This is a genomic window from Burkholderia guangdongensis (assembly GCF_013403875.1).
GTDB classification, from domain to species: domain Bacteria; phylum Pseudomonadota; class Gammaproteobacteria; order Burkholderiales; family Burkholderiaceae; genus Burkholderia; species Burkholderia guangdongensis.
Genome location: NZ_JACBNX010000005.1, coordinates 125,812 through 144,907 on the forward strand (window position 1 = coordinate 125,812; position 19,096 = coordinate 144,907).

General features: G+C 67.6%; 18 protein-coding genes. 11 read left to right on the plus strand and 7 right to left on the minus strand.

Translation table 11 applies throughout. From position 1 onward, the window contains the following. Nucleotides 1-5 precede the first annotated feature (5 nt). Together HZI36_RS07180 and HZI36_RS07185 are read right to left on the minus strand one after the other, a co-directional pair. Nucleotides 6-788 (minus strand): ABC transporter permease, encoded by a 783-nt coding sequence (locus HZI36_RS07180; protein WP_179401938.1) that lies wholly within the window; start codon nt 786-788, stop codon nt 6-8. A 20-nt stretch (nt 789-808) separates the two neighbouring features. Next, nucleotides 809-2,014 (minus strand): glycosyltransferase family 4 protein, encoded by a 1,206-nt coding sequence (locus HZI36_RS07185; RefSeq protein ID WP_179401939.1) that lies wholly within the window; start codon nt 2,012-2,014, stop codon nt 809-811. A 224-nt stretch (nt 2,015-2,238) separates the two neighbouring features. Between HZI36_RS07185 and HZI36_RS07190 the strand changes: the two genes are divergently transcribed. The 5 genes from HZI36_RS07190 (at nt 2,239) to HZI36_RS07210 (ending at nt 8,641) form a co-directional block, all read left to right on the plus strand. Then, complete coding sequence (locus tag HZI36_RS07190; RefSeq protein ID WP_179401940.1) at nt 2,239-4,113, plus strand: type I secretion system permease/ATPase; 1,875 nt, start codon at nt 2,239-2,241, stop codon at nt 4,111-4,113. Between the two features lie 14 nt (nt 4,114-4,127). After that, nucleotides 4,128-5,492: an HlyD family type I secretion periplasmic adaptor subunit gene (locus tag HZI36_RS07195; RefSeq protein ID WP_179401941.1), complete on the plus strand. Its 1,365-nt coding sequence runs from the start codon at nt 4,128-4,130 to the stop codon at nt 5,490-5,492. Next, nucleotides 5,493-6,977 (plus strand): TolC family outer membrane protein, encoded by a 1,485-nt coding sequence (locus HZI36_RS07200; protein WP_246326991.1) that lies wholly within the window; start codon nt 5,493-5,495, stop codon nt 6,975-6,977. A 32-nt stretch (nt 6,978-7,009) separates the two neighbouring features. Continuing rightward, nucleotides 7,010-8,092: an acyltransferase family protein gene (locus HZI36_RS07205; protein WP_179401942.1), complete on the plus strand. Its 1,083-nt coding sequence runs from the start codon at nt 7,010-7,012 to the stop codon at nt 8,090-8,092. A 159-nt stretch (nt 8,093-8,251) separates the two neighbouring features. Further along, entirely contained in the window at nt 8,252-8,641 is a 390-nt protein-coding gene (locus tag HZI36_RS07210) for a hypothetical protein (protein WP_179401943.1), read from the plus strand. A 28-nt stretch (nt 8,642-8,669) separates the two neighbouring features. Here the strand turns inward: HZI36_RS07210 and HZI36_RS07215 are convergent, their stop codons facing one another. Both HZI36_RS07215 and HZI36_RS07220 read right to left on the minus strand, forming a co-directional pair. Beyond that, a complete protein-coding gene (locus HZI36_RS07215) occupies nt 8,670-9,506 on the minus strand; it encodes a class II glutamine amidotransferase (RefSeq protein WP_179401944.1) in 837 nt (278 codons plus the stop codon). 159 nt (nt 9,507-9,665) lie between these two features. Continuing rightward, nucleotides 9,666-9,995: a carboxymuconolactone decarboxylase family protein gene (locus HZI36_RS07220; RefSeq protein ID WP_179401945.1), complete on the minus strand. Its 330-nt coding sequence runs from the start codon at nt 9,993-9,995 to the stop codon at nt 9,666-9,668. Nucleotides 9,996-10,348: 353 nt separating this feature from the next. Between HZI36_RS07220 and HZI36_RS07225 the strand changes: the two genes are divergently transcribed. The 5 genes from HZI36_RS07225 to HZI36_RS07245 are packed head-to-tail and all read left to right on the plus strand — an operon-like array spanning nt 10,349 to nt 15,854. Continuing rightward, entirely contained in the window at nt 10,349-11,422 is a 1,074-nt protein-coding gene (locus HZI36_RS07225) for a porin (protein ID WP_179402011.1), read from the plus strand. Nucleotides 11,423-11,480: 58 nt separating this feature from the next. Beyond that, nucleotides 11,481-11,693 (plus strand): DUF3311 domain-containing protein, encoded by a 213-nt coding sequence (locus HZI36_RS07230; protein WP_179401946.1) that lies wholly within the window; start codon nt 11,481-11,483, stop codon nt 11,691-11,693. Further along, complete coding sequence (locus HZI36_RS07235; protein ID WP_179401947.1) at nt 11,690-13,168, plus strand: sodium:solute symporter family protein; 1,479 nt, start codon at nt 11,690-11,692, stop codon at nt 13,166-13,168. The genes HZI36_RS07230 and HZI36_RS07235 overlap by 4 nt, the downstream gene beginning before the upstream one ends. Beyond that, nucleotides 13,165-14,367: an amidohydrolase family protein gene (locus tag HZI36_RS07240; protein WP_179401948.1), complete on the plus strand. Its 1,203-nt coding sequence runs from the start codon at nt 13,165-13,167 to the stop codon at nt 14,365-14,367. Before HZI36_RS07235 ends, HZI36_RS07240 begins: the two co-directional genes overlap by 4 nt. A 26-nt stretch (nt 14,368-14,393) precedes the next feature. Further along, nucleotides 14,394-15,854 carry an amidohydrolase family protein gene (locus HZI36_RS07245; RefSeq protein ID WP_179401949.1) on the plus strand — a complete coding sequence of 487 codons (1,461 nt, stop codon included), beginning with the start codon at nt 14,394-14,396 and terminating at the stop codon, nt 15,852-15,854. On the opposite strand, the gene HZI36_RS07250 is transcribed toward HZI36_RS07245, so the two are convergent. Both HZI36_RS07250 and HZI36_RS07255 read right to left on the minus strand, forming a co-directional pair. Further along, on the minus strand, nt 15,855-16,682 hold the full coding sequence (locus HZI36_RS07250) for a helix-turn-helix transcriptional regulator (RefSeq protein WP_179401950.1): 828 nt from the start codon (nt 16,680-16,682) through the stop codon (nt 15,855-15,857). It lies immediately after the preceding gene. Nucleotides 16,683-16,836: 154 nt separating this feature from the next. Further along, on the minus strand, nt 16,837-17,622 hold the full coding sequence (locus HZI36_RS07255) for a helix-turn-helix transcriptional regulator (protein ID WP_179401951.1): 786 nt from the start codon (nt 17,620-17,622) through the stop codon (nt 16,837-16,839). Between the two features lie 129 nt (nt 17,623-17,751). On the opposite strand from HZI36_RS07255, the gene HZI36_RS07260 reads away from it, so the two are divergent. Next, nucleotides 17,752-18,570, plus strand: a complete 819-nt coding sequence (locus HZI36_RS07260) for a carbon-nitrogen hydrolase family protein (RefSeq protein ID WP_179401952.1) — start codon at nt 17,752-17,754, stop codon at nt 18,568-18,570. A gap of 74 nt (nt 18,571-18,644) precedes the next feature. Here HZI36_RS07260 and HZI36_RS07265 read toward each other — a convergent pair whose 3' ends face one another. Then, nucleotides 18,645-19,064 carry a DUF3830 family protein gene (locus tag HZI36_RS07265; protein ID WP_179401953.1) on the minus strand — a complete coding sequence of 140 codons (420 nt, stop codon included), beginning with the start codon at nt 19,062-19,064 and terminating at the stop codon, nt 18,645-18,647. Nucleotides 19,065-19,096 lie beyond the last annotated feature (32 nt).

Sequence of the window (19,096 nt, forward strand, 5' to 3'; positions counted from 1 at the left end):
CGGTTTCACAGCATGTCCCTCAGTTCCGACTGCAGGCGGCCGAGCAGCCAGCGGCTCGCGGCGAGGCTCGCGCCAGCGGCGCCGACAAGCGCGACGAGTTCCTTCGGCGGCGGCGCGCGATGCCAGACGACGATCTCGTGCACCGAGTCGATCGCCCAGAACACCGGGCTGAAGTGCATTCCCTTCGCGGCCCACGGCGGCAGGATCGACGCGAGATAGACGACGGGCGTCAGCCAGAACGCGAACTGCAGCAGGATGTTCAGCACGTTCTTCACGTCGGGGATGAACAGGTCGAGCGTGCCGAGGACGATCCCGATCCCGTACGCCATCGCGCTCAGCAGCAGCGTGACGACGGGCAGTAGCAGCCACTGCGCGCCGATCGGAAAGCCGATCAGCAGCAGGAACAGCGCGAAGAACGCCATCGTGATGCAGTAGACGACCCATTCCGCGATGACGATGTGCAGCGGCATCAGCCACAGATCGACGTTGATCTTGCGGATCAGGTGCGCCTTCGCGCTGTAGACCGGCGTGATCCGGGACAGCAGGTTCGCGAACAGGTTCCACGTCAGCACACCGCCGATCAGATAGACCGTATACAGATGCGGGTCCGCGTCGGTGCCGAGCCGCGTGCGCATGAAGCGCGAGAACACGGTGACGAACAGCACGATGAACGACACCGGCTGGATCAGCAGCCACGCGGCGCCGAGCGCGTTTTCGCGATGGCGGTCGATGAGCTCCATGCGGGAGAGCAGCAGCACGTGCCTGAGACTGGTTTTGAGTGGAGTCATGGAGAGTAGGGCGTCGCGGCTCAGGTCAGGATTTCGCGGTACACGGCGAGCGTCTCGTCGGCGGTGCGGCTCCAGCCGAAGCGGCGCGCACGCGCGGTGCCGGCGGCGATCAGGCGCGCGCGCAGCGCGTCGTCGTCGATCAGCGCGCGCATCGCGTCCGCGAAGCCGTCGACGTCGGCCGGGTCGCGCACGAGCGCCGCGTCGCCGGCCACCTCGCGCAGCGCGGCCGCGCTCGAGCACAGCACCGGCACGCCGGCGGCCATCCCTTCGATCAGCGGCAGTCCGAATCCTTCGTAGATCGACGGATAGACGATCGCGAGCGCGCCGGCGGTCACGAGCGGCATGTCGCGGTCCGGCACGTAGCCGAGCTTGCGCACCGTGCCGTCGCGCAGCGACGGTTCGAGCGCCGCGTGCAGCGCGTCGGTCAGCCAGCCTTCGACGCCGACCAGCACGAGCGGTACGCGCATGCGCATCGGCTTCGGCAGCAGCGCATGCGCGGCGAGCGCGGTCAGCAGATTCTTGCGCGGCTCGAGCGTGCCGATCGCCGCGAAATAGTTGCCGTGCGTGAGGTCGTAGCGCGCGAGCACGCGGTTCGTGTCGGCGGGCAGGCGCGGTGCGAACACGGGCGACACGCCGTTGTGGACGACGCGGATTTTCGGCGCCGCGTCCGGCATGCACGCTTCGAGCTCGCTGCGCACGAAGTCGGACACGACGACGATCCGGTCCGCGCGCCGGACCGCGTCCGGGAAGTTCGCGCGCAGCAGCGCGAGGCGCGCGGCCGGATGGTATTCCGGATGATGGACCCACGACACGTCGTGCACGGTGATCACGGTCGGCCCGCGAAAGCGGAACGGAATGAAGTTCGGCTCGTGATAGACCTGCGGCGCGGCGCGCCCGCGCAGACCCGCGCTGAAGCGGTGCTGCTCGACGTACGGCATGAAGCGGTACGCGCCGGGCAGGTACTTGCGCGCGAAGCGCTTGGCGGCGGCAGCCGCGGCGGTGCGCGGCGACTGGCGCGCCGGCATCCCGTCCGCGCGCAGCGCGTCGTGTCCGCTCAGCGTCGACGACCAGTGCGTGCCGTAGAAGAAGCGCACGCCGTGGCCGCGCGCGATCAGCTCGCGCGCGAGGTGGGCCGCGTATTGTCCGATGCCCGTCAGCGGCGTGAGCAGTGCGCGGCCGCCCATCGCGACGTCGATCGGCGTTTCGGCTGGAGGTTTGGCGATCATTTACCTGCGCGGCGGGTGGTAATCGGTTTTTTAGTGGCGCAAGTATCTGGCGTTTTTAACGGAATGAATGTGACGACCGTCACATTTGGCGGGGGGCAATTCGAGCAGAATTGCGCCGTCGCTAAGGGCGGCGGGCCACGGCCCGGCCGCGCATCCACAAGACAGACGAGAGACCAGGCGCGGCGCCGCACTGAAAACGCGGCGGCGATGGCCGAACGTAAAAAATGACACCGAAAGCCAGACTACCGTCGAACGAAATCATTCAGGCGCTGCTGGGGTACCGGCGCCTGTTCCGCACGGTCGGCATCTTCAGCATGTTGATCAACGTGCTGATGCTCGTGCCGTCCATCTACATGCTGCAGGTATACGACCGCGTGCTGCCGTCGCGCAACGGCGCGACGCTCGGGATGCTGACGCTGATCATGCTGCTGATGTACGGGCTGTCGTCCGGGCTCGAGTACGTGCGCAGCTTCATCCTGATCCGGCTCGGCGGCAAGCTCGACATGCAGCTCAACGAGCGCGTCTATACGGCCGCGTTCGAGACGAACCTGAAGCAGAAGGGAGTCAACGCGGGCCAGGCGCTGAACGACCTGACCGCGATCCGTCAGTTCGTGACCGGCAATGCGGTGTTCGCGTTCTGCGACGCGCCGTGGTTCCCGATCTACCTGATCGTGATCTTCGTGTTCAACGTATGGCTCGGCGCGTTCGCGCTGCTCGGCTCGGTGGTGCTGATCGGGCTCGCGATCCTGAACGAGCGCGTGTCGAAACGTCCGCTCGCCGAGGCGTCGACGCTGTCGATCCGCGCGTCGACGCTCGCCGGCTCGAACCTGCGCAACGCGGAGGTGATCGAGGCGATGGGCATGCTGCCGAACCTGATGTCGCGCTGGTCGATCCTGCAGGCCGGCTTCCTCGCGCGGCAGGCCGAGGCGAGCGAGAAGGCCGCGCTCGTCAGCAACGTGACGAAGTTCGTGCGGCTGTCGCTGCAGTCGCTCGTGCTCGGCGTCGGCGCGCTGCTCGCGATCGACGGCAAGGTGTCGCCCGGGATGATGGTCGCCGGCTCGATCCTGATGGGGCGCACGCTGAGTCCGCTCGAAATGCTGATCTCCGTGTGGCGGCAGTGGGAATCCGCGAAAAACGCCTACGGCCGGCTCGTCGATCTGCTCGAAGGCAATCCGGCGCGGCGCATCGGGATGAGCCTGCCGCCGCCGCGGGGCGAGGTCGCGCTCGAAGGCGTCAGCGCGGCGCCGCCGAGCTCGCGCACCCCGGTGCTGCAAGGCGTGTCGTTCCGGATCGACACCGGCGACATCGTCGGCGTGATCGGGCCGAGCGCGTCGGGCAAGTCGACGCTCGCGCGGCTGATGGTCGGCGTGTGGCCGGCGGCCATCGGCAGCGTTCGCCTCGACGGCGCCGACGTCTATCAGTGGAACAAGGAGCAGCTCGGCGAGCACGTCGGCTATCTGCCGCAGGACATCGAGCTGTTCGGCGGCTCGATCGCCGAGAACATCGCGCGCTTCGGGCAGATCGATTCGGCGAAGGTCGTCACGGCCGCGCAGCTCGCTGGCGTGCACGACATGATCCTGCGGCTGCCGAACGGCTATGACACGCTCGTCGGCGACAACGGCACCGGGCTGTCCGGCGGGCAGAAGCAGCGGATCGGCCTGGCGCGCGCGCTGTATGGCGACCCGACGCTCATCGTGCTCGACGAACCGAACTCGAACCTCGACGACGCCGGCGAGGCCGCGCTGAAGCTCGCGATCGACCGGCTGCACGAAGCCGGCAAGACCGTCGTGCTGATCACGCACCGCACGAGCATCCTCGCCGCGACGACGAAGCTGCTGCTGCTCGTCGAAGGGCAGGTGAAGCTGTTCGGCCCGACGCCGCACGTGATGGCCGCGCTGCAGCGCGCACCCGCGCAGCAGCAGGCGCCGCAGGCACACCCGCAGCAGGCGCACCCGCCGCAGGCACACCCGCAGCAGCCACATCCGGCGGCCGCGCATCCGGGCGCTGTGCCGAAGCCGGCGGCGGCCGACGGCGCCAGCGCGCCGGACGCGGCGTCCGCGTCAGATTTCGCCTCTTCGTCCGCGCATGCGGCCGCGTAACCGGCACCTTCGCTATGTCTAAATCCACCAACAAGAAAATGGGCACGCCCGCGCTGGAAATCGTCGGCAGCGGCGTGCCGATCACGATCGACGTCGACGAGACGCGCTATGTCCGGATCGGCTGGATCGTCGTGCTGGTCGGCGTCGTCGGCTTTCTGCTGTGGGCGACGTTCGCGCCGCTCAGCAAGGGCGTGACCGTGCAGGGCACGGTCGTCGTGACCGGCAATCGCAAGACGATCCAGCATCCGACGGGGGGCATCGTGCAGGACATCCTCGTGCACGAGGGCGATACCGTGAAGGCCGGCCAGGTGCTCGTGAGGATGAACGACGTGCAGGCGAAGGCGGACGTGTCGTCGATCCGCGCGCGCTATCTGTCCGATCTCGCGGTGAAGTCGCGCCTGCTCGCGGAGGCGTCGAACGCCGACCAGATCACGCTGCCGTCCGAGCTGACCGACCGGATCGCCGCGCACGACCGGCAGGTCGAGGACGACGTCGCGTTGCAGAAGCAGTTGCTGATCTCGCGCCGGCTCGGGCTGCAGGCGGCGCTCGGCGCGCTGAACGAGCAGATCGCCGGCTACGGCGCGCAGCTCGCCGGCAGCAAGGGCTCGGCCGCGCAGCTCACGCTCGAGCGCCAGACGCTCGACGATCAGCTCGGCAGCATGCGCGAGCTCGCGAACGAAGGCTATGCGCCGCGCGTGAAGGTGCAGGAGCTCGAACGGCAGAGCGCGTCGCTGAACGGCGAGATCCTGCGCGGCAGCGGCACGATCGGCCAGCTGTCGAGCCAGATCGCCGAGGCGCGGATGCATGCCGCGCAACTGAAGGACGATTACCTGAAGGACGTCCGCACGCAGCTGACCGAAGTGCAGCGCGATGCCGAAGACCTGAGGAGCCGGCTGCAGGCGAGCGAGTTCCAGCTCGCGAACAGCGACGTGCGCTCGCCGGTCGACGGCACCGTCGTCGGCGTCAACGTGTTCACCGACGGCGGCGTCGTTGGCGCGGGCGCGAAGCTGATGGACGTGGTGCCGACCGGCGAGCCGCTCGAGGTCGAGGGCGAGCTGCCGGTCAACCTCGTCGACAAGGTGAAGGACGGGATGCGCGTCGAGATGATGTTTACCGCGTTCAACTCGAATACGACGCCGCGCGTGCCCGGCGTGCTGACGCTGGTGTCGGCCGATCGGCTCGTCAACGAGCGAACCGGCGCGCCGTACTACCGCGTGCGCGCGAAGGTCACGCCGCACGGAATGGCGATGCTCGGCAAGCTCGACATCCGTGCCGGGATGCCGGTCGAGCTGTTCGTGAATGCGGGCCAGCGTTCGATGATGAGCTATCTGATGAAGCCGATCGTCGACCGCGCGAACACGGCAATGACGGAGGACTGAATGAGCATGGTCCATTCCGAATGCCGTCGCGGCAGGGCCGCGCGCGCCCGGGCCCGAACCCGGACGGGTTCGCCGCGCGTCGCGCGCATCGTCGCCGTGCTGCTCGCGATCGCCGCCGCGTTCGCGCAGCCGCGCCACGCGAGCGCGCTTGGGCTCGTCGACGTGTACGAGGCGGCGCTCACCCACGATCCGGTGCTCGCGCAGGCGCAGAAGCAGAAGGAGGCCGACGACGCGAACCGTGCGATCGGGCGCTCGTATCTGTTGCCGAATCTGTCCGCGAACTACGGCGAATACCGCGAGAAGACCGAGACCACCGGTCTCGGTCAGGCGCAGGGCGGCGGGGATCTCACCTCGTCGTCGATCTACCACGCGTATGCGCGCGGCATTTCGCTGCGCCAGCCGCTGATCAACTTCGAGGGGATCGCGCGCTACCGCTACGGCAACGCGATGGCGCTCGCCGGCGACGCGACCTATGAGGATCATCGCGAGGATCTGCTGCTGCGCGTGCTGTCCGCGTATACGGACACGGCGTTCGCGCAGGAGCAGTTGAATCTGGCCGACGCGCACAAGCGCACGCTCGACGCGCAGCTCGCCGGAAACGAGACGAGCCTGCGGCTCGGCACCGGCACACGGACCGAAGTGCTCGAGACGACCGCGAAGGCGGATCTCGCGCAGGCGGACGTCTCCGATGCGCGCGACAGCGTCGACAATTTCTCGCATGCGCTCGAGGCGCTGACCGGGCTGTCGGCGTCGCTGGACGTCGCGTCGCTCGACCGGCTCAAGGACGGCTTCAGGCCCGCGATGCCGGCGCCGATGACGTTCGACGCGTGGCGCGACATCGCGCTCGACAGCAACGCGTCGCTGATCGCGGAGCGGCACGCGGTCGAGGCCGCGCGCCAGCAGATGAACATTTCGCGGGCCGGCTATCTGCCGCGCGTCGACCTCGTCGCCGGGTTGTCGCAGAACCAGTCGAACACGGTGGACGCGATCGGCAACCGCTATCTGACGAAATCGATCGGCGTCGAGCTGACGATTCCGCTGTATTCCGGCGGCATGGTGCAGGCGTCGACCGCGCAGTCGCGCGCGAACTACGAGCGGATGCAGTTCGAGCTGCAGGACAAGACGAACAAGGTGCTGCTCGAGCTGCGCAAGCAGTACAACATCTGCGTCAGCAGCGCGACGCGGATCGACGCGCTCGCGAAGGCGGTGGACTCCGCGAACCTGCTGATCACCGCGACCCGCAAGGGGATCCAGGCCGGCGAACGCACCAACGTCGATCTGCTCGGCGCCGAGGAGCAGCTCTACCAGGCGAGGCGCGACCTGTCGCGCGCGCGCTATCAGTACCTGTTCGCGAGCCTGCAGCTGAAGTACGTGGCCGGCACGCTGACCGAGCAGGACCTGGTCGAGATCGCGCAGTGGTTCGTGCCCGCGTCCGGCAAAACGGCGGCCGCGCCCGCGGCCGGCGCGACGCTCGTATCGAAATGACGGGGCCGGCATCCGCGGATGCCGGCTGACGGATGCGCTCAGTCAATATCAAGTACGACCCGAAGCTCGATCATCTGCGCGGCGGGGCCGCGCTGCTCGTGTTCTTCTACCATCTGTTCCACATCGTGCGCGGCCACTGGCATGCGTATCCGCACGCGTTCCTGTTCGGCTGGCTGGTCGAGGGCCATACCGGTGTCGCGCTGTTTTTCGTGCTGTCCGGGTATCTGTTCATGCGGATCGCGCTCGACGCGCCGGACATCGAATGGCGCGCGTTCATGCGCAACCGCGTGCTGCGGATCTATCCGCTGTTCGTCGTGGTCTTCATCGTCGCGATCTCGATCGGGCGCGACGCGTTTCGTCCGGCGGACGTGCTCTACCTGCTGTTCTCGAATCTCGGCGTCGCGCCGACGTCGAACTCGTTCATCACCGGCGCGGCATGGACGATTTCGATCGAGTTCTCGTTCTATCTGGTGTTTCCGTTTCTCGGACGCTTCGCGATCCGCAACGGGATCGGCTGGTTGCTGCGGCTGATCGCGCTGTGGCTGCTGTTTCGCTGCGCGGCGTACGCGGTCGCGCCGAACGCGACGCACATGTACTTCTCGACGCTGCTCGGCCGCTTCGACCAGTTTCTGGTCGGGATGGCCTGCGCGCTGATCGTGCAGCGCGCGGCGCCGTTGCGCGAGCGGCGGCTCTCCGGCCTGTGGCTCGTCGGCGCGGTGGCGCTCGCGGTGCTGCTGCTCGGCGCGCTCGCGACCTGGGCCAGCTACCAGTTGCCGCAGCCGAAGCAACCGGTGTGGGTGGTATGGGGCCTGGTCGAAGCGTGGATGTGGGGGGCGGTCGTGCTCGCGTACGCGTGCTGGCGGGGCGCGCTGCCGCGCGTCGCGGACCGCTTTCTCGGCGAAGTCGGCGAGACCAGCTATTCGCTGTACCTGCTGCACGGGATGGTGATTTCGCTCGTCGCGCAATTCGGCCTGCCATTCCTCGACCGGCTCGGCACGGCCGCCGCGATGGCGGTCGCGACGCTGGCCGCGCTGCCGCTCGGCATGCTGGTCGCGCGGGTGTCATACGAGACGATCGAGTCGCCGTGGCTGCGGATGCGGGGCCGGTATCACTGACCGGGATTTCCCGGACGGCGGCCGGCAAGTTTTGCACCAATCTGTGCTTTGCAGCACAACTTCCGCTGAAGATTGTCCCTATAGTAGCGGCGACAGGGACATTGGCGCGGACGTGACGGGTTGCCCCGTTCGTCGCCGCGCCCTTCATCAAAGCGGACTATGACACCTCGAAGCGACGACAAGAAGCCGCCAGCGCGCAAGACGTACCGGACCCGGCGCACGATCGTGGGCTGGACGCTCGAGGAAACCGACACGCCGAAGCAATTCCGCCTGTCGCTGGCGCTCGCGTGCAACGCGGACGATCTGCCCGCGTCGGTGACGACGCGCTCGTACGTGCTCCGGCTCGAGCATCTCGCGGCGCTCGGCCACGAGCTCGTGAAGATCGCCGATGAGCGGGGCGCGATGTCGCTCGGCGATGCGTTCGTGTCGGCCGCGAATCACCTGAACCCGGGCCCGGACGCCGGCGGCCCGCCTCGCGCGAACGCCGACGACGCGGATGCGCTGTCCTCCCATCTGGCGCTCGGCGTCTACGGGCTCGTCGGCAACTAGCGGGCGATACTGTCCGTGCGTCCGTGCGCTACCGGTGCGACTGCGGCTTGAACGGATGCTGCTCGACCTTGCCGGCGCGCGCGATGATCGCGGTGGCTTCCGGAATCGATTCCCATGCGCCGGGCAGGTCGACGAGCGGCTCGGAGACGATCAATAACGCATCGTCGCCAGCCGCCGCGATGCGCGGATTGTGTGGATACAGTTCGTGCAGATGCCGGAACGACGTGCTGTGGAACAGCGTGCGAGACTGGCCGTCGCTCGCGTAGCGCACCGCGACGATCTGCTCGCCGTTGGTCGCGCAGACGGTCATGTTCAGCGGCGCGCGCACGCGGTGCCGCGCGGCGACTTCCTCGACGACACCCGCCATCCGCTCGAGCGCCGCGAGCGGCCGCTGCTCGAGGCCGTACGTGAGCGCGAGGCGGAACATCACTTCAGAATCCGTCGAGCCCTCGAGCGTCGAGAACAGGGCCGGATCGATCGCGATCGTCAGGTCGCGGCGCAGCTTGTGAAAGTCGCGGATCAGCCCGTTGTGCGCGAACAGCCACCGGCCGTGGCGGAACGGATGACAGTTCGTCTCCTGCACCGGCGTGTCGGTCGCCGCGCGGATGTGCGCGAGGAAATGCGACGAATGGATCGCGCGCGCGGCCTCGCGCAGATTGCGGTCGTTCCAGGCCGGATGCACGGAACGATAGCGGAACGGCGTCTCGTCGTGGTGCCCGTACCAGCCGATGCCGAAGCCGTCGCCGTTCGTGGTGGTCGCGCCCAGGCGCGAATGCAGACTCTGGTCGATCAGCGAATGCTGCGCGCGGAACAGCACGGTCTCGAGTTGGATCGGATTGCCCGAATAGGCGAGCCAGCGGCACATGGGACGTTCCTTTGCGTGGGATCGTCCGCGCATGGTAGCCGAGTTCGGCGGCATTCGGCGGCATCCGGCGGCATTCGGCGCATCGCCGCAGCCAGCGTTCCGGCGCGCCGGAAGGCTGGCTGCGTGGTGCACTGCGCGTTGCGCAAAGCCGGTTGACGTTCAGTCGCCGAGCGCATCCATCACGCGCGCCGAGTACACGAGCGCCGCGCCCGCGTTCAGCGCGACCGCGACGCCGAGCGCCTCGGCAACTTCCTCCTTCGTCGCGCCATGCTTCGCGGCCTCGGCCGTGTGCACCGCGATGCAGCCGTCGCAGCGCGTCGTGACCGCGACCGCGAGCGCGATCAGCTCGCGGGTCTTCGCGTCGAGATGGCCGGTTTTCGCGCCGGCGGCCGACAGCGCCTTGTAACCTTCCAACGTGCCGGGCGACAGCTTGGCCAGCTCGCCGATGCGCGTCGCCAGCTCCTTGCGGTATTCGTTCCAGTTCAGCATCGCAGGTCCTCTTCCAGGTTGAGCGATCCGGCCCCTGCCGGATCGCGGGAAAACGCCCGTCTATTCTGCGCTTCCGAGCGCGCGCCGTACGGCCGTGGAATGACCACCGCGTGCCGGCATCATTCGATTTTCAACTTGATCTTAGTTGGAGATTTAATTTTTTAATGAGCACCGGCTTCGTTACCATCACCTCCGCTGACGACCCGACCGTACACGGCCCGACCGGATGCCGAGCGGAACCGTCGTCGCACCCCATAACCACAAAAACGATAACGAGAGATCCCGATCCATTCTCAACGGAGGAGACACAGGTGAGCAACAAGCTTCGGATTGCAGTAGCGGCCGGCATCGGCATGGGTTTCGCGTTCGCGCAGGCGGCGCATGCACAATCGACCGTCACGCTGTATGGCGTCGTCGATGCCGGCGTGACCTACACGAACAATCAGCAGGGCCATGCGGCTTGGCAATTCACGAGCGGCAACGAGTCGGGCCCGCGCTTCGGCCTGATCGGCTCCGAGGATCTCGGCGGCGGCCTGAAGGCGAACTTCCGGCTGGAAAACGGCTTCAACGTCGCGACCGGCGCGCTCGGCCAGGGCGGCCGGATGTTCGGCCGGCAGGCGTGGGTCGGCCTGAGCGGTCAGAGCTGGGGCGCACTGACGCTCGGCCGCCAGTACAACGCGACGCAGGACATCCTCGGCAACCTGCAGATGAGCAGCTACCTCGCGTCCTATGCGACTCATCCGTTCGACAACGACGACATCGACAACACGTTCCGCACGAACAACGCGGTCAAGTACGTGTCGCCGACGTTCGGCGGGCTGCAGGCGGAGGCGGAATACGGCTTCTCGAACTCGACGAACTTCGCGACCAACAACACCTGGAGCGTGGGCCTGAACTACGCGAACGGGCCGATCGCCGCGGGCGCCGCGTACGCGCGGATGAACCACCCGGCATCGAGCTCGGACGGCGCGGTCGCGTCCAACAACTACTATTCGTCGTCCCCCGTGTTCGGCGCGAACCTCGCGAACGCGACGCGCCAGCAGATCTGGGGCGCGGGCGGCGCGTACACGTACGGGCCGGCGACGCTCACGCTGCTGTACACCGGCACGAGCTTCGACATGGCCGCGGGCGGCGCGGTGCGCTTCAACAACTACGAAGGCAGCCTGCGCTACATGGTGACGCCGGCGCTGATGGCGATGGCGGGCTACACCTATACGCAGGTGACGCAGGGCAGCGACGACGGCCACTATAACCAGGTGTCGGCGGGCGTGCAGTATCTGCTGTCCAAGCGTACCGACGTGTACCTGAACGGCTTCTATCAGAAGGCGTCGTCGAGCATCGGCAGCGCGTTCATCGACGGGCTCAACGGGCCGTCGTCGACGACGTCGCAGGTCGCGGTCGTCGCGGGCATCCGCCAGAAGTTCTGAGCGCGGCGTAAGGCTTAAAGGGGCTTAAAGAGGCTCAAAAGGCTTCGAGGAGGATCCAATGAAACTTCGATTGTTGCTGGCGGCGCTGCCGTTCGTCGGCATGTATTCGGGCGGCGCGATCGCCGAGCATCAGCCCATGCTGTTCGGGCTGCCGTTCCTGCTCGTGTGGAACCTGATGCTGATGGGCGTGACCGCCGCGATTCTGGCGATCCTCTTCCGCCTCGACGAACGCGACGCGTCCGCGAACGGCCGCCACGGAGGTGCGCGATGAACGCGGCACTCGTGATCATCGCCGCGTTCGCGGTGGCGTCGCTCGGGATCGGGCTGTTCGCGCGCCGCGGCAAGAAGCTGAGCCTCGAGCAGTGGGCACTCGGCGGGCGCGGTTTCGGCTCGCTGCTCACGTTCCTGCTGATGGCGGGCGAAGCGTTCTCGACGTTCACGTTCCTCGGCGCGAGCGGCTGGAGCTACAGCAAGGGCATTCCCGCGTTCTACATCCTGTCGTACGGCTGCCTCGCGTTCGTGATCGGCTACTGGATGCTGCCCGCGATCTGGCGCTACGCGAAGGAGCGCGGGCTCGTGTCGTTCGCCGACTACTTCGCGTCGAAGTACGACAGCCGCGCGATCGGCGTGCTCGTGTCGGTCGTCGCGGTGTTCGCGATGGTGTCGCTGTTGATGATCCAGCTGCGCGGGCTCGGCGTGATCGTGTCCGAGATGTCGTACGGGCTGATCCCGCAGTCGGCCGCGATCTGGATCGCCGCGACGCTGATGGCGGTGTACATGATCGTGTCCGGCATCCACGGCTCGGCGAGCATCGCAATCTTCAAGGACGTGCTGATCCTCGGGATCGCGATCTTCCTCGGCCTCTATCTGCCGTTCCATTACTACGGCGGCCTGACCGACATGTTCGCGAAGATCAACGCCGTGCATCCGGAGCTGTTGCGTCTGCCCGAGCACGGCTTCAACCTGAGCTGGTACAACTCGACGATCCTGCTGACGTCGCTCGGCTACTACCTGTATCCGCACGGCTTCACCGCGATCTACGTCGCGCGCGACGAAAAGGCGCTGCGCCGCAACGTGATCCTGATGCCGCTGTATCAGGTGGTGATCGCGTTCATGTTCCTCGTCGGTTTCGCGGCGGTGCTGACCGTGCGCGGGCTCGAAGGCGCGCAGTCCGATTTCGCGCTGCTGCGGCTCGTGAAGCAGACGTTCCCCGCGTGGTTCGTCGGCATCGTCGGCGGCACGGGCCTGCTGACCGCGCTCGTGCCGGGCTCGCTGATCATGCTGAACGCGTCGACGACGATCGCGCGCAACATCTACCGCGAAGGCTTCGCGCCGAACGCGACTGAGCAGCAGGTCGCGCGCGTCGCGCGGATCGCGCTGCCGATCTTCACGCTCGTCGTCGTGTTCTTCGTGCTGCGCGGCGGCGCGACGTTCGTCACGCTGGCGATCTTCTCGTCGAGCCTGCTCACGCAGCTCGTGCCGATGCTCGCGTCGAGCTTCCTCACGCGGCCGTTCGGCACGCGCGAGGGCGGGTTCGCGGGGATCGTCGCCGGTGGTATCGTGCTGCTGCTCTCGAGCTCGTATGGCGTCACGCTCGCGTCCGTGTTCCCCGGCGCGCCGAGCACGATCACTTCCATCAACCCGGGCCTGGTCGCGCTGATCGCGAACGCGCTGGTCTTCATCACGATCAGCGGTGCGCAGCGCGCGCTGCAGGCCCGTTTCGCCACTTCGGCCGGATCGGTATGACAGCTCCTCACTCTCCTCTCCTGATTTCCAACGTGCGGCTGCCGGACGGCCGCGCGAGCGCCGTGTCGATCGCCGACGGCCGCATCGCGGCGCTCGGGTCGGACGTTGCCGCGCCGGCCGGCGCGACGGTCGAGGACGGCGGCGGCGCGCTGCTGCTGCCGGGTTTCGTCGAAGGGCACACGCACATCGACAAGAGCAACTGGGGCCGGCCGTGGTATCGGAACGAGGTCGGGCCGCTGCTGACTGATCGGATCAACAACGAGCGCGAATGGCGCAAGACGTCGGGCCACGATGCCGGCGCGCAGTCGCTCGCGGTGTCGCGCGCGTTCATCGCGGCGGGCACGACGCGGATGCGCACGCACGTCGACGTCGATACCGATGCGGGGCTGCGCTATCTCGACGGCGTGCTCGCGACGCGGCGCACGCTTGCGGACGTGCTCGACATGCAGATCGTCGCGTTCCCGCAGTCGGGGATGCTGATCCGGCCGGGCACGGTCGAGCTGCTGTCGCGCGCGCTCGATGCGGGCGCGGACGTGCTCGGCGCGCTCGATCCGGCACTGATCGACGGCGATCCGGTCGCGTCGCTGAACGCGACGTTCGAACTCGCCGAGCGTCATCGCAAGCCGATCGACATCCATCTGCACGAACCCGGCGACGTCGGCGCGTTCACGTTCAGGCTGCTGCTCGATCGCGTCGAGGCGCTGTCGATGCAGGGGCAGGTCGTCGTCAGCCACGCGTTCTGTCTCGGCGCGCTGCCTGAGCGGGAGCGCGACGCGCTGCTCGACCGGATCGCGCGGCTCGACGTGCGTTTGCTGACGTCGGCGCCGCCGTCGCGCCCGGTGCCGCCGCTGACGGTGTGCCGCGACAAGGGGATCACGATCTTCGGCGGCAACGACGGGATTCGCGACACGTGGGCGCCGTACGGTGTGCCCGACATGCTCGAGCGTGCGATGCTGATCGGGATGCGCTTCGATCTGCGCCGCGACGACGCGGTCGCGATCGCGTTCGATTGCGTGAGCGACGCGGGCGCGCGCGGCTGCGGCTTCGCGGACTACGGGATGCACGTCGGCGCGCGCGCGGATCTGGTGCTCGTCGATGCGGAGTCGATCGCGCATGCGGTCGTCGCGCGGCCGGTGCGCAAGCTCGTCGTGTCGAACGGGCGAGTCGTCGCGCGAAACGGCGCGTTCATCGGCGCATAAAGACCATCACGACAGGCATCCACGACATGAACTCTCAGGACCAACGGGAAGCGATCGACGTGCTGATCGCGCACGGCTGCGTGATCACGCTCGACGCCGAGCGGCGCGTGATCGAAGACGGCGCGGTCGCGGTGAAGGGCGAGCGGATCGTCGCGGTCGGCGGCACCGCGGAGCTGAGCGCGCGCTATCGTGCGGCGCGCACGATCGACGCGCGCCGCAAGGCGGTGCTGCCCGGCTTCATCGATGCGCACGCGCACGCGGGCCACGCGATGCTGCGCACGATCGGCGGCGCGGACGGCGATGCATGGTCGGCCGCGGCCGAGACGATCTACACGCGCGCGTCGGACGAGACGTTCTGGGAAGTGGAGTCGCATCTCGCGGCGCTTGAGCGGCTGAAGGCGGGCGTCACGACCGGGGTGTCGCTGCTGGGCGGCGGCAACTCGATCATGCGCGTCGACGATCCGGTCTACGCGCGGCGCCATTGCGACGCGGTCGTGCGGACGGGCACGCGCTCGATCGTCGCGGTCGGCCCGTCGCGGCCGCCGGCGCCGCGTGCGTACACGCGATACACGCCGGAAGGCAGCGACACGCGCGACGTCGATTTCGATACGATGTACGAAGTATGCGAGCGCATCGTCGATGCGTGCCACGGCGATGCGAACGGCCGGATCAGGATCGCGCTGACGCTGCCCGTGTACCTGCCGGATCACGATCCGGAGCTCGCCGCCTACGAGCCCGTATTCCGCGAGCAGGCGGCGCGCTACATGGCGCTTGCGCGCGCGCGCGGGCTCGCGTTCACGCAGGACGGGCACCGTGCGGGCTCGCTCGCGTTCGCACATCGCGAGCTCGGACTCCTGAACGAGACGTCGTTCATGTCGCATTCGATCGACCTCACGCCCGACGACATCGCCGCGTGCGTCGAGACCGGTGCGTCGATCGTGCACAACCCGAGCGCGATCATGTCGATCATCGGGCGCTGCCCGGTGCCGGAGCTGATCGACGCGGGCGTGACGGTCGCGATCGCGTCGGACGGCGCGGCGCCCGACCGCGGCTACGACATGTTCCGCCACATGTGGCAGTGCATGCACTATCACCGCCGGCATTTCCGCGATCCGGACGTGCTGCCGCACGGCAAGGTGCTCGAGATGGTGACGATCGACGCGGCGAAGGCGCTGTCGCTCGATCACGAGATCGGCTCGCTCGAAGCGGGCAAGCTCGCGGACCTGATTCTCGTCGATCTGTACAAGCCGCACATGATGCCGATGAACATGCCGGTGTATCGCGTCACGTGCTTCGCGAACGCGGCCGACGTGTGCCTGACGATGGTCGGCGGCCGGATTCTGATGGAGGACCGGCGCGTGCTGTCGGTCGACGAGGGCGAGATTCTCGAGCGCGTGACCGAGGTCGCGGAGCGGATGATCGAGCGCAGCGGGCTGCGTCATCTGCTCGATGAGCCGCCGACGCTGTGGGGGCATAGCCACTACTGATCAGCCGCTGACGAGCGCCCAGTCGAACAGCTCGCGGCGCGTATGCACGCCGAGCTTCACGAACGCACGTTTGACGTAGGACTCGGCGGTCGAGAACTTGATGTCGAGATGGCTGGCCGCTTCGGGCACCGAGCGGCCGCTCAGCATCAGCTTGCAGATTTCGTACTCGCGGCGCGACAGCCGCACGTCCTGACGCGCGAGCCGCGCGTCGAAGCCGCCGAGCGACGGCGCATGCGACGATTCCACCGCGATGCGCCGCGCCGCGCACAGGCGCGTGTGCATCTCGAACAGCGGGAACAGCAGGTCGGCCATCTGGCGCAGATGGAACAGCTCGTCGGTGCTGTACGCGGGCTGCTCGACCGAGCGCGCGAGCCCGATCGCGAATTGCACCTGCGCGTTGCCGTGCACGAGCATGCATTCCTGCGAGATCCGCGGCTCGTCGAAGAATAGCCTCCGGAAGTCGCCGGCCGCGAGGCCCGCGACGTGCCGCTGCAGCAGCAGCGTGCCGGACGTGCCGCGCGCGGTCAGGAATAGCGGATCGCTGTGGCAGTAGTCCTGATAGAAGATGTCCATCAGCTTGCAGACGTCCGGATCCTGCTCGCTCCAGCTCCCGAGCCATTCGATCACGAAGCCGGTCGCGCTTTGCGGGTCGGCGCGCCAGCGCTCGAGATGCACGGATTCGACGACGATGTTTTCGTGAATGAATTCGGCGAGGGCGGCGACGAACGCGGTCGTGCCGACCGCCTGCATGGCCGCGCCGAGCGTTCGCGGGCGGACGCCGATCAGATAGTTGGCCTGGCCGAGCGGATCGGGTTGGAGAATGCGCATGGACGGACTTTCAGGCGAATCAGGAAAACGAAGCACATGCCGTGCGGCTCGGGTCGGCGCCGCTGCCGGTGGAAATGCGGTTCATGATAACGGAAAAATATGGCGCGCCCGTCCGCTATCCACCCGTCGCCCACCCGCCGATCTTCACGCACGATTACGACTCGAGCTGCGCGTTCAGGAACAGCGAGAACAGCTCCGACTGCGACTTGATGTTCAGTTTTCCGTAAATGTTCCGGCGATGGACCTTCACGGTCTCGGCCGAGATCGCGAGCTTGCCCGCGACTTCCTTGTTCGAGCGCCCGCTCAGGATCAGCCGGATCACGTCGAGCTCGCGCACGGTCAGCGGCGTGCCGAGCCGCGCCATCGCCTTCTCGAGGCCGCCCGTCTGCGCGGGCGCCGGTTCGGGCTCGGCCGGCACGCGTTCGAACGCCATCCGCTGCCGCATCAGGCCCGCGACCCAGGGCCGGACCAGATCGAGCAGTGCGATCTGCTCGGGTGCGAAGCGCTTCTTGCTGCCGAGCGAGATGCATAGCGTGCGCGTGTCGTCGAGCCGCACGTTGTACTGGATTTCGTCGGCGACGACGTTGTGCGTGAAGTAGCGCCGGTAGTAGTCGGTCTGCTCGAAGCACTCGGGCGCGACGTCGGCGAGGGCGAACAGGCCGCTCTTCGGGGTGTCGCGGTTCGCGATGTAGAACGGGTCGAGCAGGTAGAGCCCGCGCAGATAGTCGTTGAACAGCGGGTCCGGGCCGCCGCCCTCGTACGGGCATTCGGCGAACACGAGCGGCCGGCCATCGCTGAACAGCAGCACGACCCAGCTGTCGACGCTCACGTAATCGTCGAGCACGCGGATCAGTGCGAGCCAGAAGCCCGGCTGGTCGAGTGCCTCGACGAGTCGGCCGACCGTGCGGTGCCAGGCGACGTCTTGTAAGGTCAGGTTCAAGCCTCTACCCCTAATGGGTTAACCGTTCGTCGGGATTATTGAAATCGCGGGCGGGCTTCATACTGGGCGTCATTCCCGGCGTGCGCACCGCGCATGGTGCCGGGGTTCCGCCCATTCAAAGGTCCACCCATGAAGATCGAAATCGTACAACTGGCCGGTCGCGATGGCGATACCGCGTACAACCTGAACCGCGCGCAAAAGGCGATCGCCACGTGCGCGCCGGACACCGACATCGTGATTTTTCCCGAGTCGTACCTGACGGGCTTCCTCGACGTCGGCCAGCTCGCCGCGTGCGCGGAGCCGCTCGACGGGCCGAGCGTGCGCGCGATCACGGCGGCCGCGCGCGAGCGCAACGTCGCGGTGGTGATCGGGCTGATCGAGCGCGACGGCGACCGGCATTACAACACGACTGTGCTCGTCACGCCGGACGGCGTCGCGCTCAGCTACCGGAAGACGCACCTGTGGGTGTCCGAGCCGGGCGTCGTGCTGCCGGGCGACCGTTACGCGACGGTCGAGTGGCGCGGCGTGCGGGTCGGCATCCTGATCTGCTACGACATCGAGTTCCCGGAGGGCGCGCGCGCGCTCGCCGATCTCGGCGCGCAGCTGTTCCTCGTGACGAACGGCAACATGGACCCGTTCGGCTACGGGCATCGCACCGCGATCATGGCGCGCGCGCAGGAAAACCAGGTGTTCGCGGTGATGGTGAACCGCGTCGGCGATGGCCCGGAAGGCATCGTGTTCGCGGGGGGCAGCGCGGCGGTCGATCCGTTCGGCCGCATGCTGGTCGAAGCCGGGCGCGACGAATGCCGGGCCGCGGTGGAGCTCGATTTCTCGAGGATCGAGGCCGCGCGCTCGGTCTACAACTATCACGTGGACCGGCGCGTGCGCACGCATGCCGAGAAGATCGAGCACCCGGACGGGCGTCGCGAGATGTTGATCGGGTCCTGATCAGTCGGGGCGAGCGGGGCGGCTGCGGCTGCGCCTGCGCGCTGCCGCGCCTGCGCTCGCGCCCGTGCTCGCCGTCACTCGTCCGCGAGCAGAAACTCGATGTCTTGCGCACCTTCCCACAGCACGAGCTTGCCGAACGCCGCGAGATGCTCGTGCCCTTCGAGCAGCGTGAAGAAGTGATTGCCGGCGAGCTGCCCCATCTTGCTCGCGAAGATCGAGCTGCCGTACACGAACAGGAACTCGGTCTCGCTGAAGCCGCCCGGATACAGCAGGATGTCGCCGCGCGACGCGTGGCTCGTGTGGTTCTCGAAGCCGAGGCCCGTATCGAAGTCGCCGAGCGGAATCCACACCGCCTCGCCGCTCCAGCGCGAGTGGATCACCTTGTTCCGGAACGGCAACAGTTCGAGGAAGCGCTTGCAGGTGAGCGGGGCCTTGTCTTCTTCGAGGCGGCCGACGAAACGGTACGGGCCGGCATTCACGATGATTTTTTTCATGTCGTCTCCAGGGAGTGAGCGCTGCAGGAACC

Bases quoted from the DNA above. Each gene is read 5' to 3' on its own strand.
- HZI36_RS07180 (WP_179401938.1), bottom strand. From the start codon at position 788: ATGACTCCACTCAAAACCAGTCTCAGGCACGTGCTGCTGCTCTCCCGC.
- HZI36_RS07185 (WP_179401939.1), bottom strand. From the start codon at position 2,014: ATGATCGCCAAACCTCCAGCCGAAACGCCGATCGACGTCGCGATGGGC.
- HZI36_RS07190 (WP_179401940.1), top strand. From the start codon at position 2,239: ATGACACCGAAAGCCAGACTACCGTCGAACGAAATCATTCAGGCGCTG.
- HZI36_RS07195 (WP_179401941.1), top strand. From the start codon at position 4,128: ATGTCTAAATCCACCAACAAGAAAATGGGCACGCCCGCGCTGGAAATC.
- HZI36_RS07200 (WP_246326991.1), top strand. From the start codon at position 5,493: ATGAGCATGGTCCATTCCGAATGCCGTCGCGGCAGGGCCGCGCGCGCC.
- HZI36_RS07205 (WP_179401942.1), top strand. From the start codon at position 7,010: ATGCGCTCAGTCAATATCAAGTACGACCCGAAGCTCGATCATCTGCGC.
- HZI36_RS07210 (WP_179401943.1), top strand. From the start codon at position 8,252: ATGACACCTCGAAGCGACGACAAGAAGCCGCCAGCGCGCAAGACGTAC.
- HZI36_RS07215 (WP_179401944.1), bottom strand. From the start codon at position 9,506: ATGTGCCGCTGGCTCGCCTATTCGGGCAATCCGATCCAACTCGAGACC.
- HZI36_RS07220 (WP_179401945.1), bottom strand. From the start codon at position 9,995: ATGCTGAACTGGAACGAATACCGCAAGGAGCTGGCGACGCGCATCGGC.
- HZI36_RS07225 (WP_179402011.1), top strand. From the start codon at position 10,349: ATGGGTTTCGCGTTCGCGCAGGCGGCGCATGCACAATCGACCGTCACG.
- HZI36_RS07230 (WP_179401946.1), top strand. From the start codon at position 11,481: ATGAAACTTCGATTGTTGCTGGCGGCGCTGCCGTTCGTCGGCATGTAT.
- HZI36_RS07235 (WP_179401947.1), top strand. From the start codon at position 11,690: ATGAACGCGGCACTCGTGATCATCGCCGCGTTCGCGGTGGCGTCGCTC.
- HZI36_RS07240 (WP_179401948.1), top strand. From the start codon at position 13,165: ATGACAGCTCCTCACTCTCCTCTCCTGATTTCCAACGTGCGGCTGCCG.
- HZI36_RS07245 (WP_179401949.1), top strand. From the start codon at position 14,394: ATGAACTCTCAGGACCAACGGGAAGCGATCGACGTGCTGATCGCGCAC.
- HZI36_RS07250 (WP_179401950.1), bottom strand. From the start codon at position 16,682: ATGCGCATTCTCCAACCCGATCCGCTCGGCCAGGCCAACTATCTGATC.
- HZI36_RS07260 (WP_179401952.1), top strand. From the start codon at position 17,752: ATGAAGATCGAAATCGTACAACTGGCCGGTCGCGATGGCGATACCGCG.
- HZI36_RS07265 (WP_179401953.1), bottom strand. From the start codon at position 19,064: ATGAAAAAAATCATCGTGAATGCCGGCCCGTACCGTTTCGTCGGCCGC.